Below are 12165 nucleotides of genomic sequence, written 5' to 3' on the forward strand. Positions count from 1 at the left end.
CCACGGCGGGAAAGGAGGGCCACCAGGTGTTCGAAAACCTGAACTGGTGGGAGATCGGTGCGCTGCTGTTGCTCGCATTGCTGATCTTCGGTGACAAACTGCCCAACGTGATCTCCGACGGCATGCGGATGATCCGTAACCTGCGCGGGATGGCTCGCAACGCGACCACCGACCTGAGCCGTGAGCTGGGCACCGACATCCAGCTCGAAGACCTGCATCCGAAGGCCTTCATCCGCAAGCACCTGCTGAGCGAGGAAGACGAAGCGGCGCTCCGCCGCCCGCTGCAGGGCGTCTACGACTCGGTCAAGTCAGACCTCAACGGCGTCAAGTCCGACCTCAACGGGGTGAAGGACCAGTTGAACGACGTCGCGTCCTCCGCCGACTTCCGCAAGGTCGACCCCGCGCCGGCGCCGCGCCAGATCGCGAAGAGCTTCGACGCCGACGCGACGTAATCTCAGCCGCGACGTAACCTCAGCGCCCCGCTGGCTCTAAACCTCAGCGCCCTGCGGGCTTGAGGCCTAGCGGCTTGCCGACCAGCGACTCCCGGCGCACAGCCAACCGGTCCGCGACCGCGGCGAGCGCCACCGAGGCGGGCGCCGTGGGGTCGGCGAGCACGATCGGCGTACCGGCGTCGCCCGCCTCGCGCACCCGGGTGTCGAGCGGCACCTGGCCGAGCAGCGGCACCGTGGCACCCACCGTCCGGGTCAGCGACTCGGCAACGGTCGCGCCGCCGCCCGAGCCGAAGATCTCCATGCGCTCGCCGGTCGGCAGCTCCAGCCACGACATGTTCTCCACCACACCCACGAGCCGCTGGTGCGTCTGGAGCGCGATCGCGCCGGCCCGCTCGGCCACCTCGGCGGCGGCGGTCTGCGGCGTGGTGACCACGAGGATCTCGGCGTTGGGCAGGAGCTGGGCCAGGGAGATCGCCACATCGCCGGTGCCCGGCGGCAGGTCGAGCAGGAGAACGTCCAGGTCGCCCCAGTACACGTCGGCGAGGAACTGCTGAAGCGCCCGGTGCAGCATCGGCCCGCGCCAGACGACGGCCGCGTTGCCGGCGGTGAACATGCCGATCGAGATGACCTTCACGCCGTGGGCCTCCGGCGGCATGATCATGTCTTCGACGCGGGTGGGGCTGCCGTCCGCACCGAGCATCCGGGGCACCGAGTGGCCGTAGATGTCGGCGTCGACCACGCCCACCGACAGCCCGCGAGCGGCGAGCGCGGCGGCCAGGTTGACGGTGACGCTCGACTTGCCGACGCCGCCCTTACCGCTGGCGACCGCGTACACGCGGGTGCGCGAGCCGGGCTGGGCGAACGGGATCACCGGCTCGGCGGTGGCGGTGCCGCCGCGCAGCTTCGCCTGGAGGGCCTGGCGCTGCTCCGGGCTCATCACGCCGAAGTCGATCTCGACACCGGTCACGCCGGGAACTCCGCCCACGGCCGCGGTGATGTCGTTGCGCAGCTTGTCGCGCAGCGGGCAGCCCGCGACCGTCAGGAGCAACGCGACCCGCACCAAGCCGTCCGAGCCCACCTCGAAGGAGCGCACCATGCCCAGATCGGTGATGGGGCGGCGGATCTCCGGGTCGTCGACGGTGGCGAGGGCAGCCTGAATGGCGTCCTCGATGGTGCTGGCAGGCGCTGACATGTAAGCCATGCTACGTCGGACGGTACTGGCGTCCCGCGCGGGCGGGTGGTGCACTTTACACCGCTACCCGGCCGTGTGTGGTGTTTTTGAATATTGTCGGTTTCCGGCTGGACGCCGTACCCCCTGAAGTGCGACGATCGTTGAAGAACGCCGCGCGCCCAGCCCCTTGGGGCGCGCGGCCTTTCTACGTCTGGGCCGGTCTACGTCTGGGGCCGGTCGCCGTCGACCTCGTCCAGCGGTTCGTGCAGCGCGTGGCGCGTGCGGCCACCGGAGCGCGACGAGCGGCGCTGTGCCTCGTTCAGCTCATCTGCCAGCCGGGCCAGCTCGGAGCGGAGGAAGTCGCGGGTCGCCACTTCGCCGAGCGCGATCCGCAGCGCCGCGATCTCCCGCGCCAGGTACTCGGTGTCCGCCTTCTGCATCGCGGCCCGCCGCCGGTCCTCCTCCAGCCCCAACCGGTCGCGGTCGGTCTGCCGGTTCTGCGCGAGCAGGATCAGCGGCGCCGCGTACGACGCCTGGAGGGAGAGCATGAGCGTCAGGAACGTGAACGTGTACGGGTCGAAGCGCAGGTCAGCGGGGGCGAACGTGTTCCACCCGACCCATAGCAGGATCACCACCGTCATGTAGACCAGGAACTTCGCCGTGCCCATGTAACGCGCGATGCCCTCAGACCACTGCCCGAACGACTCCGGGTCGAAGCGCGGCAGGCGCACGCGGGCAGGGTCGCGTGGCTGGTCGAGCCTGCGGGTACGGCCAGTGCTGCGCGACTCAGGCATCGGCGTCTCCGGAGCGGTCGCGCCAATCCGGCGGCAGCGAATGGTCGAGCACGTCGTCGACCGTCACCGCGCCGACCAGACGGTTGGCGGTGTCGACGACCGGCAGCGCCACGAGGTCGTACGTCGCCATCCGCCGCGTGATCTCCAAGAGCGGGGTGTCGGGCTGCAGGGGGTCGATGCCGCTGTCGAGCACGCCGCCGAGGATCTCGGACGGCGCCTCCCGCAGCAACCGCTGGAAGTGCACGATGCCGAGAAAGCGCCCGGTCGGGGTGGCCATGGGTGCCCGGGCCACGAAGATCTGCGCCGCGATGGCGGGCGGCAACTGCGGCTCGCGGATGCGGGCCAGCGCCTCGGCCACCGTCGCGTCGGGGGTCAGAATGACCGGCTCAGACGTCATCACGCTGCCGGCCGTGCCCTTCTGGTACTTCATGAGCTGCCGGACGGGGTCGGCCTCCTCAGGCTCCATGAGCTCGAAGAGCACCTCCTGCTCGGCGCGGGGCAGCTCCGCGAGCAGGTCGGCCGCGTCGTCCGGGTCCATCTCCTCGAGTACGTCCGCGGCGCGCTCCCGATCGAGCGCCGCGATGATCTCCACCTGGTCGTGCTCGGGGAGCTCTTCCAGTACATCGGCCAGCCGCTCGTCGTCGAGGGCGGCCGCCACCTCGTTGCGGCGGGCGTCTGGCATCTCCTGGAGCGCGTTGGCGAGGTCGGCCGGGCGCATGCCCTCCAGCAGGGCGAGCAGGCTCGCGGTGCCCTGCGTGTCCGGTACCCCGATGACGCCGCGCACCCGGTCCCAGTCGAGCTGCTGGAGCTGGCCGCGGCGGGTGAGCCGGCCGGAGTGCGCGCGCACGGCGACCTTGGCCAGCGACCACTCGCCGGTCCGGCTGCACTCCATCGCCATGTCGACCACGATGCCGGGCCGGCCGTCGGGTTCGATCGTGACGCGCCGGTCGAGCAGGTCTTCGAGTACGAGCAGCTCGTTGGGGCGCTTCTCGAAGCGGCGCAGATTGAGCGTGCCGGTGCCGAGCACCACCGAGTCCGCGTCGATCGAGGTGATGCGGTTGATCGGCAGGAAGATCCGGCGCCGCATCGGCATCTCGGCGACCAGGCCGACGATCTGGGGTGGCCGGTTGGTGGTGCGCAGTCGCGCCACCGCGTCCCGTACCCGGCCAACCTGGTCTCCGTTGGGGTCGAACACGGCCAACCCGGCGAGCCGCGCGATGTAGACCCGTGTCGGCGTCGTCACGAGATCAGCGTAGTGGGACAAGCGGGTGTCAGCGCCGGACGCGGTGCAGCCGGAAGGGCTTGCGCGGCCTGCGGGTCGCCGGTGTCTCGCGTGGCGGGGCGGCCTCTGACGCGTCGCCGCGCTCGATCAGTTCGCCCGCCGGGCTGAGCCGGCTGACCGTGCACTCAGCCGCCCAGCGAGCCGCGAGATCCGCCGCGCTGCCCGGCGCGTTGAGCCGCTTGGTGGCCAGCTGCGGCGCGATGGTCTCCCACTCCTCGGACCCGGGCGCCACGCGATCGACCGCCGCCGGGAAGGTGACGATGCGGCCGCCGTGGTCGCCGCGCAGGGACACGGTGGCGCGATCCGCTGTGGCGAGGCCAGGCGCGGCTTGCTCGCCTGGCCCGCTGACCACGTACAGCGCGTCGTCGATCGGCAGGCACCACAGCGCGAGCGCTGGCCCGTCGCCGACCGCGACCCAGGCCACGGCCGCCTTCTTCATCGCCTCGGTGACCACCGCGTCGACCATGCGACCATCTTGCCGCATTCGCCCGCCGTACCCGCTGATCTATCCGATGGACATCGGCGCGCGGTCGACCAGACCGATCAGTTCGCTCAGCGCGGTCACGCTCGGCCCGGACCACTGGCGGTCGGCGTTGAACACCAGGTGGCTCGCGAGGTCGGGAGCGTCGAGGCGCACCGCGGTCATGCCCAACCTCGCCGCGCCGGTCAGCTCGTGGCTCCCACCGTCGCCCACGTACAGGCACCGCTCGGGCGCCACGTCCAGGCGGGCGCAGGCGGCAAGGTAGATCTCCGGAGCCGGCTTGCAATGCCCGATCTCCACCGAGTACGCATGTGCGTCGAGGAGGGGTGCCACCGGCAGAAGGGGCATGAGCGCTGGCAGTTCATGTGTGCAGTCGCTGACGACGGCGGTACGCAATCCTCGCTGGCGCAGTGCGCGGAGCGTGTCGACGGCGTCCGCGCGCAGCTGAGTGTCGGCGCTGATCGCCGCGAGCCGGAAGTCGGCGGCGACGCGCAGCGCGCGCCCCGCCGCCGGGCTCGCGCCGGCCTGCTCGCAAACCCATCGGAGGGTCGCCTCGGCGGAACCGTAGGTGCCGCGCGCACGGGCGTAAAACGACTGGTCGAGTACCGCGAAAAGGTTGCTCAGGTCGCAACCGAGGGCCTGCGCGACGGCGGCGTGCAGCGGTCCGCGCCGGACCGAAGTTGTCAAGGTGCCGAAAAAGTCGAAAAGCACCGCACTGTACGCGGGCATGACGAAATCAGCCTCCGGAGTAGGAAGGGGGTTCCGAGGGACGGACCGGGCGAGCCTAACGGCGTGACTATTCGAGCACAGTCACCAACGCAGCGTAGTCACGCAATTGCAAGAAGCGACCTGTGAGGATAAATCACCGTGCATCACCGCCCAGATCCCTTAACCGTCACCGCGCTCACCATCGCGGTGGTCTCGATCTCGGCCTCCGCGCCGATGATCGCGTACGCGGCCGCGCCCGCCCTGGCCCTCGCCTTCTGGCGAAACCTGCTCGCGGCCGGCGTGCTCGCCCCGGCGGCGGTGGCACGACGGGGTCCAGAACTCCGCCAGCTGGTGCGTGGCGGCAAGCGCCGTGAGGGCGGGTACAGCCTGCTGGCCGGCGCCGCGCTGGCGGTCCACTTTGGCGCGTGGATGCCGAGCACCAAGCTCACCTCGGTGGCGACCGCGACCGCCCTGGTCTGCACCCAGCCGGTCTGGCAGGGGCTGATCGCCAGCCGGCAGGGCAAGCGGCTGCCCCAGGCCACCTGGATCGGCATCGGAATGGCGGTCGGCGGCGCGGCCCTCGCCACCGGTGCCGACATCGGCGTCTCCGGCGAGGCGATCCTCGGCGACCTGCTCGCGCTCGCGGGCGCGGTGGCTGGCGCGGTGTACACGGCTCTCGGCGAGCAGGCTCGTACCCAGCTCAGCACGACGACGTACACGCTGGTCTGCTACACGACATGCGCCGCCGGCCTGCTGGCCGTGTGCCTGATCGGCCAGGTGCGGCTGTCCGGCTTCGACACCACGACGTGGCTGGTGGTACTGGGACTCGTGATCGGCCCGCAGCTGCTCGGCCACTCGATGCTCAACTACGCCCTGCACAAGATCTCAGCGACCACGGTCAGCATCCTGGCCCTCTTGGAGGTACCGGGAGCCGCCCTGATCGCCTGGGCCTGGCTGGACCAGCTCCCGCCCCTGTCCTCGCTCCCCGGCCTTTCTCTCCTGCTAGCCGGCGTAGCCGTAGTCCTCCTAGCCCGAACCCGCCCCACCCCGACCCCCCACCCCACCCTCTAACCCACCGCCGGCCCCGCTCCCCGCACCGCCCCTCTCGCCGCGGCTTTGCTCGCCGCGGCGCGGGCGGCTTCTTGCCGTCGCCCCGGCCGTGCTCCGGGCGGCGGCCCCCTTGCCGCCACGCGGCGGCCCCCTTGCCGCCGATCAAGGGCAAACGCACGTGCTTGGATCTCTTCTCCCCGCCCGTCCGCCCCCAGGCCAGCCCGGCACGGCGTGTCGCCACGCCCTGTCCGCCGATCAAGGGCAAACGCACGTGGTTCGATCGCTTTCCGCGTGCATTCGCCCTTGATCGATGGAAATGGCCTTGATCGACGGGCGCTCGCGGCTCGCGTCCGGCGGCGAACGCGCAGCGGCACGGTCCGCGAACGGTACGTGGGCGGGCGTAGCGGGCGTGCCACTCGGACCGACCCGCCGCGAGCGCGCATTTTCCCTGTTTTCGCGGCATCAGGGCGGCCCGGAGGCAGCATGTTCGGGGATTTTGTCGTGACGGCCGCAGGCGGCAGTGAGATCCTCCACAGCTTGGTTCTCGTGCGTCGGCGCCCGAGGTTACTGTTGGGTCACTTGGACCCTTAGCGACCATTAAGGAGCGCTCGATGGCCGTTGGACGCCCCCGCAGGTCCTGCCTGGCGGTGCCGGGTTCGAGCGTGAAGATGCTCGGCAAGGCCCAGGGACTCCCCGCTGACCAGGTCTTTCTCGACCTTGAGGACGCGGTGGCACCCCTCGCCAAGCCGGACGCCCGAAAGAACATCGTGGCGGCGCTGAACGAGGGCGGCTGGGGCGACAAGATCCGCGTCGTTCGCGTCAACGATCTCACCACCCCGTGGACGTACCGGGACGTCGTCGAGGTCGTCGAAGGCGCCGGCGCCAACCTCGACTGTGTGATGCTGCCCAAGGTGCAGACCGCCGCCCACGTGGAGTGGCTCGACCTCACGCTCACCCAGATCGAGAAGACGCTCGGCCTGCCGGTCGGCCGTATCGGTATCGAGGCGCAGATCGAAAACGCTGCCGGACTGGTCAATGTGGACGCTATCGCCGCCGCATCGCCTCGGGTCGAGACCATCATTTTCGGCCCCGCCGACTTCATGGCCAGTATCAACATGAAGTCGCTCGTGGTGGGCGCTCTGCACCCCGACTACCCGGGCGACCCGTACCACTACATTCTCATGCGGATTCTCATGGCCGCGCGGATGCACGACAAGCAGGCGATCGACGGGCCCTTCCTGCAAATCCGCGACGTCGACGGGTTCCGCGAGGTGGCCAAGCGGTCGGCGGCGCTGGGCTTCGACGGGAAGTGGGTGCTGCACCCGGGCCAGATCGACGTCGCCAACGAGGTGTATTCACCGTCTCAAGAGGACTATGACCGCGCCGAGCTCATCCTCGACGCGTACGAGTTCTACACCTCGGAAGCGGGCGGCAGGCTCGGCGCGGTGATGCTCGGCGACGAGATGATCGACGAGGCGTCGCGCAAGATGGCGCTCGTCGTGGCTGCGAAGGGCCGGGCAGCGGGCATGGGCCGCACCAGTACCTTCACCCCACCCGAAAGCTAGGACGGACCGCGCGGAAGGTGCCGGCGCCAGCGCCGGTCCCGACCGCGGCCGCCAATCAAGAGCACGCGCCGTCGAGTTAAGGCGCGGGCGGAGGTCAAGGTCGCCGTTCCGCGGCGAGCTGTGAACGTTTATGGCTGCTGGAGCAGCCATAAACGTTCACAGCCCGAGCGGCGGCAGCGCGGAATGGTGCAATCCGGTCGTTGGTCGAGCGCCAGCGGCGCCCGACGGACCGTAGTCTTGACCGGGGCGCCGGACCACTCGACTCAACGCCGCCGATCAAGGCCATTCGCATGGATCAAGGGCGAACGCACGCGAAAAAGAGATCCAAGCACGTGTGTTTGCCCTTGATCGGCGGGAGAGGGGCCGCGCGGCGCGCAGCCGGCCCGGCGCGGACAGCGCGGGCCGCGGACAGCGCGGGGCGCGCTACGCGCTACGCGGGGCGCGCGTTGCCGCGGCTCGCGTTGCCCGCGGCCCGCGCTGCCAGCGAGGTGGGCGAGGTGCGCGAGGTCGGCGCGACCCGTGGGGCGGGCGCGACGCGCGGACTACGCGCCACACGCGGGCTGCGCGCGGACTACGCGCCACACGCCGGGGAGCGTGCTAGTACGAAGAGGAGTCGTCGGTTAGGGCGCCTATGCAGCCCAGTACCACGACCGCGGCCAGTAGGCCGGTCACGATCCAGCCGATGATGATGCCGGCTCGGGCCATGCCGTCGCCGCTCTCGCCGCGTTCCGCGATCTGCCGGCGTGCGACATGGCCGAGGATCGCGCCGATCGGGGCACTCACGCACACGCTGATCGACGCGAGCGACAGCACCAGCGACGCGATGGCCAGCGCGTTCGTGCGCTGTGCGGGCGGCGGTGGACCGTACTGGGGCGGACCGTACTGAGGCGGACCGGGGTGCGGCGGAGGGGCGTACCCGTAGTCGGGTACCTGCGGGTCGGTCATCCTTAGTAGCTGCTGCTCGTCGTGTCCGAGTTGATCGCCAGGATGATGATCACGACGTAGAACGCGATCAGCAGCACCATCAGCGCGGTGATGATCCAGCCGACGATGATGCCCGCCAGTGCCATGCCGTCGCCGGCCTCGCCGCGCTCCCGGATCTGCCGGCGGGCGATGTGGCCGAGGATCGCGCCGACCGGTGCGCTGATACACGTGGCGATCCCTGCCAGCGCGCACACCAGCGCCGCGATCGCGAGCCCGTTGGTGGGCTGCACGGCGACCGGCTGGTAGCCGTAGCCCGGGTACGCCGCTGCCGGATGGCCGCTGACCGCGTACGCCGGATCTTGGTAACCGGGCTGCTGCTGTTGCTGCTGCGGCCAGGAGGGGTCGCTCCAGTTACCGGGCTGCTGGGGGTAGCTCATCTCACGCTCTCCGTCGTTGGCAGGTGCCCGACAGGGTAGCGGTACCAGGCCAGCTCGGTGATCCCCGTATTGGGCGCGCCCGGAATCGCATCGTTGCTCGGATTGCCCGGACCGGGCAGGATCGCGGTCATGGACATGATGAGCGCCACCGAACCCGACATGGTCACTCTGCGACTGGACGGGCGGGTCGCGCTGGTCACGGGTGCCGGTAGTCCGGACGGGATTGGATACGCCACCGCGCGGCGGCTCACCAGCCTGGGCGCCCGGGTGGCGATCGTCTCCACCACCCGCCGCATCCACGAACGCGCCAGCGAGCTGGGCGCCACCGGTTTCGTCGCGGATCTGACTGACGAGTCCGAGGTCGGCGCGCTCGCCGACGCCGTAGCTGAGCAACTCGGCGACGTCGAGGTACTGGTCAACAACGCCGGCCTCGCGAGCCGGGCCAGCCCGGAGGTCCTGCGGCCGGTGGCGCAGCTCTCGTTCGACGAGTGGCGTGCGGAGATCGACCGCAACCTGACCACGGCGTTCCTGTGCAGCCGCGCCTTCATCGGCGGGATGGCCGAGCGCGGCTGGGGCCGCATCGTCAACCTCGCCGCGACCGCTGGTCCGGTCAACGCGCTGCCGACCGAGGCCGCCTACGCCGCGGCGAAAGCCGGAGTCGTGGGTCTTACCCGGGCGCTGGCCATGGAGATGGTCGCCGACGGCGTGACGGTCAACTCGGTGGCGCCGGGCACGATCTACACCGCGGCTTCCACGGTGGCCGAGCTCAAACAGGGTCTGGGTACGCCGATCGGGCGCCCCGGCACGCCAGACGAGGTCGCCGCGGCGATCACGTTCCTCTGCTCGCCCGCCGCGTCGTACATCACTGGGCAGATGCTCGTGGTCGACGGCGGCAACAGCGTGCGCGAGGCGCAGTTCCGGTAGTGCGCCCGGAGCTCTGCGCCTCGCGGGCCGCGTCAGTAGGTGCTGCTGCTTGAGCCGTCAGAGGCGATGGCGAGGATGACGCCACCGCAGCAGGCAAGCACCGTCAGACCGGTGAAGATGTAGCCGAGCACGAGGCCGGCGGTGGCCAGGCCACTGCCCTGCTCGCCGCGCTCCTTGATCTGCTTCTTCGCGATGTGGCCGAGCACGATGGCGGCCGGCGCGAAGACGAAGGCGAAGACCAGCGACAGGATCGCCATGATGTTGGTGCCCGGCGTCTGGGCGTAGCCACCCGCCGGGTACTGCGGCTGACCGTACTGCTGGCCTCCGTAGGGCTGACCACTGTACGGCTGGCCACTGGACGGCTGTGCGGGCGAGCCCGGCTGCCCGCCGTATGGCGCGGCCGGTGAGCCCGGCTGAGCGCCGTAGGGGTCGGAGTATGGGTAGGGCTGCTGCGCGTTCGGATCGCTCGGCTGTTGCCCGTATGGCTGCTGCTGGTACGGGTCCGGCTGACCGCTAGGCGGCGGGTACGTCATCTGCACTTCCTCCTTGTCCACCGGGACGGTACTCGGCCCGGTGAACCTTTTCACACACGTTGTGAGGAGTCGGACCGTGAGACGATACTGAGCGAACGTTTAGTTACCTGCGGGTACGGGAGGTTGACATGGCCCGCCTTGCCCAGACCCCGGGTCTGACCGACGAACAGCGCGCGATCCTGGAAACCGTCCGCGAGTTCGCCGACAAGGAAATCATCCCGCACGCGCAGCACCTGGAGCACGCGGACGAGTACCCGGCGGACATCGTCGACGGCATGCGCGAGATGGGCCTTTTCGGCCTGACGATCGCCGAGGAGTACGGCGGGCTCGGCGAGTCGCTGCTGACGTACGCGCTGGTCGTCGAGGAGCTGTCGCGCGGCTGGATGTCGATCTCCGGCATCGTCAACACCCATTTCATCGTGGCGTATCTGGTGTCCCAGCACGGCTCGCCGGAGCAGAAGGCGAGCCTCCTGCCGCGGATGGCGGCCGGCGAGGTGCGGGGCGCGTTCTCCATGTCGGAACCGGGCTGCGGGTCAGACGTGGCGGCCATCCGTTCCCGCGCCGAGCGCGACGGTGACGACTTCGTCCTCAATGGACAGAAGATGTGGCTGACCAACGGCGCGTACTCGTCCGTGGTCGCCACCCTCGTAAAGACCGAGACGGGCGCCGAATCGGTGTACGGCAACATGACGACGTTCCTTCTGGAGAAGGAGCCGGGCTTCGGCGAGACGGCGCCGGGCCTCACCATCCCAGGCAAGATCGAAAAGATGGGGTACAAGGGCGTCGAGACCACCGAGATGATCCTCGATGGTGTACGGGTGCCCGCGTCCGCGGCCCTCGGCGGTGCCGAAACCGGCGTCGGGCGCGGCTTCTACCAGATGATGGACGGCATCGAGGTAGGCCGCGTCAACGTGGCCGCCCGCGCGTGCGGCATCTCGATCCGAGCGTTCGAGCTGGCCGTCGCGTACGCCCAACAACGGCAGACCTTCGGCGCGCCGCTCGCCAAGCACCAGGCGATCGCGTTCAAGCTCGCCGAGATGGGTACGAAGATCGAGGCGGCGCACGCGCTGATGGTGAACGCCGCGCGGCTCAAGGACTCCGGCGCCCGCAACGATGTCGAGGCGGGCATGGCGAAACTGCTCGCGTCCGAGTACTGCGCCGAGGTCGTGCAGGAGTCGTTCCGCATCCACGGCGGCTACGGGTACTCCAAGGAGTACGAGATCGAGCGGCTCATGCGCGAGGCGCCGTTCCTGCTGATCGGCGAGGGCACGAGCGAGATCCAGAAGACCATCATCTCCCGCGGCCTCCTGAAGGAGTACCGCAGCTAGTCTTTGCCGTTCTCGCAGGCTACGCCGTTGCCGTCGTTGTCCAGTGTGGTCGAGTACCCAGGATCTTCACGCTGTATCGGCGCGGCGCCGGCCTTCCGCGCCTGCCCGCAGTTCTTGTAGTGCACCGCAACCGTGCTCGGTGTGGCCTTCGGAGTCGTCGGAGCCGGTCGCGGCTTTCGGGTGTGCGGCGCCTCCGTCTTCTCCACGTCCGCGGCCGCCCCGCCGTCTCGCATCGGCTCCGGCGACGGGTCCGGGAGTGACCACGGCTCCGAAGGCGCAGGTGTCGAGGGCGCGGTCGTCGTCGGTAGCGGGCGTGCGGGCCCGTGGGCCGTCGGCGGCGGGCCAGCCATTACCGCCTTGAACAGTGCCGCGCCGAACGCGAGCGCCAGCAGCAGCGCGATCGTGAAGAACCAGACGCGACGGTGGTTGACCGCACTGCGTACCGGTGCGGTGGGTCGCGACGTGGCTTGCGATCGGCTGGGCGTCACCCGGCCGGGGGTCTGCCTCGGCCGATAG

General features: G+C 70.0%; 15 protein-coding genes. 5 read left to right on the plus strand and 10 right to left on the minus strand.

Annotated features, from left to right (window positions below; genetic code table 11):
- The first annotated feature begins 26 nt into the window (after positions 1–26).
- Positions 27–452, plus strand: coding sequence for a Sec-independent protein translocase family protein (locus QMG73_RS04155; RefSeq protein ID WP_281892541.1), 426 nt, complete (start codon positions 27–29; stop codon positions 450–452).
- 43 nt (positions 453–495) lie between these two features.
- On the opposite strand, the gene QMG73_RS04160 is transcribed toward QMG73_RS04155, so the two are convergent.
- From QMG73_RS04160 to QMG73_RS04180, 5 genes are all read right to left on the minus strand, one after another.
- Positions 496–1644, minus strand: a complete 1149-nt coding sequence (locus tag QMG73_RS04160; protein WP_281892543.1) for an Mrp/NBP35 family ATP-binding protein — start codon at positions 1642–1644, stop codon at positions 496–498.
- A gap of 200 nt (positions 1645–1844) precedes the next feature.
- A complete protein-coding gene (locus QMG73_RS04165; RefSeq protein ID WP_281892544.1) occupies positions 1845–2417 on the minus strand; it encodes a DUF1003 domain-containing protein in 573 nt (190 codons plus the stop codon).
- Complete coding sequence (locus QMG73_RS04170; RefSeq protein ID WP_281892545.1) at positions 2410–3660, minus strand: magnesium transporter MgtE N-terminal domain-containing protein; 1251 nt, start codon at positions 3658–3660, stop codon at positions 2410–2412. The genes QMG73_RS04165 and QMG73_RS04170 overlap by 8 nt, the downstream gene beginning before the upstream one ends.
- A 28-nt stretch (positions 3661–3688) precedes the next feature.
- Entirely contained in the window at positions 3689–4183 is a 495-nt protein-coding gene (locus QMG73_RS04175; RefSeq protein WP_281892547.1) for a hypothetical protein, read from the minus strand.
- Positions 4184–4204: 21 nt separating this feature from the next.
- Positions 4205–4909, minus strand: coding sequence for an HAD family hydrolase (locus QMG73_RS04180; RefSeq protein WP_281892548.1), 705 nt, complete (start codon positions 4907–4909; stop codon positions 4205–4207).
- A gap of 132 nt (positions 4910–5041) precedes the next feature.
- On the opposite strand from QMG73_RS04180, the gene QMG73_RS04185 reads away from it, so the two are divergent.
- Both QMG73_RS04185 and QMG73_RS04190 read left to right on the plus strand, forming a co-directional pair.
- Complete coding sequence (locus QMG73_RS04185) at positions 5042–5959, plus strand: DMT family transporter (protein WP_281892643.1); 918 nt, start codon at positions 5042–5044, stop codon at positions 5957–5959.
- Between the two features lie 590 nt (positions 5960–6549).
- Positions 6550–7503, plus strand: a complete 954-nt coding sequence (locus QMG73_RS04190; RefSeq protein ID WP_281892549.1) for an HpcH/HpaI aldolase/citrate lyase family protein — start codon at positions 6550–6552, stop codon at positions 7501–7503.
- A 597-nt stretch (positions 7504–8100) separates the two neighbouring features.
- On the opposite strand, the gene QMG73_RS04195 is transcribed toward QMG73_RS04190, so the two are convergent.
- From QMG73_RS04195 to QMG73_RS04205, 3 genes are read right to left on the minus strand one after another with little or no spacing between them, the layout of a single operon-like run.
- Positions 8101–8448: a DUF4190 domain-containing protein gene (locus QMG73_RS04195; RefSeq protein ID WP_281892550.1), complete on the minus strand. Its 348-nt coding sequence runs from the start codon at positions 8446–8448 to the stop codon at positions 8101–8103.
- Positions 8449–8450: 2 nt separating this feature from the next.
- Positions 8451–8864, minus strand: a complete 414-nt coding sequence (locus QMG73_RS04200; protein WP_281892551.1) for a DUF4190 domain-containing protein — start codon at positions 8862–8864, stop codon at positions 8451–8453.
- The gene (locus QMG73_RS04205) at positions 8861–8995 is read right to left on the minus strand and encodes a hypothetical protein (protein ID WP_281892552.1); all 135 of its coding nucleotides are present in this window, start codon (positions 8993–8995) and stop codon (positions 8861–8863) included. Before QMG73_RS04205 ends, QMG73_RS04200 begins: the two co-directional genes overlap by 4 nt.
- Between QMG73_RS04205 and QMG73_RS04210 the strand changes: the two genes are divergently transcribed.
- Entirely contained in the window at positions 8994–9788 is a 795-nt protein-coding gene (locus QMG73_RS04210) for an SDR family NAD(P)-dependent oxidoreductase (RefSeq protein ID WP_407676746.1), read from the plus strand. The two genes, QMG73_RS04205 and QMG73_RS04210, sit on opposite strands and share 2 nt — an antisense overlap.
- A gap of 32 nt (positions 9789–9820) precedes the next feature.
- Here QMG73_RS04210 and QMG73_RS04215 read toward each other — a convergent pair whose 3' ends face one another.
- Positions 9821–10342, minus strand: a complete 522-nt coding sequence (locus QMG73_RS04215; protein ID WP_281892553.1) for a DUF4190 domain-containing protein — start codon at positions 10340–10342, stop codon at positions 9821–9823.
- A 107-nt stretch (positions 10343–10449) separates the two neighbouring features.
- Here QMG73_RS04215 and QMG73_RS04220 point away from each other — a divergent pair, with 107 nt between their 5' ends.
- Positions 10450–11649 (plus strand): acyl-CoA dehydrogenase family protein, encoded by a 1200-nt coding sequence (locus QMG73_RS04220; protein WP_281892554.1) that lies wholly within the window; start codon positions 10450–10452, stop codon positions 11647–11649.
- On the opposite strand, the gene QMG73_RS04225 is transcribed toward QMG73_RS04220, so the two are convergent.
- On the minus strand, positions 11646–12137 hold the full coding sequence (locus QMG73_RS04225) for an excalibur calcium-binding domain-containing protein (RefSeq protein WP_281892555.1): 492 nt from the start codon (positions 12135–12137) through the stop codon (positions 11646–11648). The genes QMG73_RS04220 and QMG73_RS04225 overlap by 4 nt on opposite strands.
- Between the last annotated feature and the right edge of the window lie 28 nt (positions 12138–12165).

This window comes from Phytohabitans aurantiacus, from assembly GCF_027923225.1.
Lineage (GTDB): Bacteria > Actinomycetota > Actinomycetes > Mycobacteriales > Micromonosporaceae > Phytohabitans > Phytohabitans aurantiacus.

Bases quoted from the DNA above. Each gene is read 5' to 3' on its own strand.
- QMG73_RS04165 (WP_281892544.1), bottom strand. From the start codon at position 2,417: ATGCCTGAGTCGCGCAGCACTGGCCGTACCCGCAGGCTCGACCAGCCA.
- QMG73_RS04195 (WP_281892550.1), bottom strand. From the start codon at position 8,448: ATGACCGACCCGCAGGTACCCGACTACGGGTACGCCCCTCCGCCGCAC.
- QMG73_RS04210 (WP_407676746.1), top strand. From the start codon at position 8,994: ATGGACATGATGAGCGCCACCGAACCCGACATGGTCACTCTGCGACTG.
- QMG73_RS04175 (WP_281892547.1), bottom strand. From the start codon at position 4,183: ATGCGGCAAGATGGTCGCATGGTCGACGCGGTGGTCACCGAGGCGATG.
- QMG73_RS04160 (WP_281892543.1), bottom strand. From the start codon at position 1,644: ATGTCAGCGCCTGCCAGCACCATCGAGGACGCCATTCAGGCTGCCCTC.
- QMG73_RS04190 (WP_281892549.1), top strand. From the start codon at position 6,550: ATGGCCGTTGGACGCCCCCGCAGGTCCTGCCTGGCGGTGCCGGGTTCG.
- QMG73_RS04220 (WP_281892554.1), top strand. From the start codon at position 10,450: ATGGCCCGCCTTGCCCAGACCCCGGGTCTGACCGACGAACAGCGCGCG.
- QMG73_RS04205 (WP_281892552.1), bottom strand. From the start codon at position 8,995: ATGACCGCGATCCTGCCCGGTCCGGGCAATCCGAGCAACGATGCGATT.
- QMG73_RS04180 (WP_281892548.1), bottom strand. From the start codon at position 4,909: ATGCCCGCGTACAGTGCGGTGCTTTTCGACTTTTTCGGCACCTTGACA.
- QMG73_RS04200 (WP_281892551.1), bottom strand. From the start codon at position 8,864: ATGAGCTACCCCCAGCAGCCCGGTAACTGGAGCGACCCCTCCTGGCCG.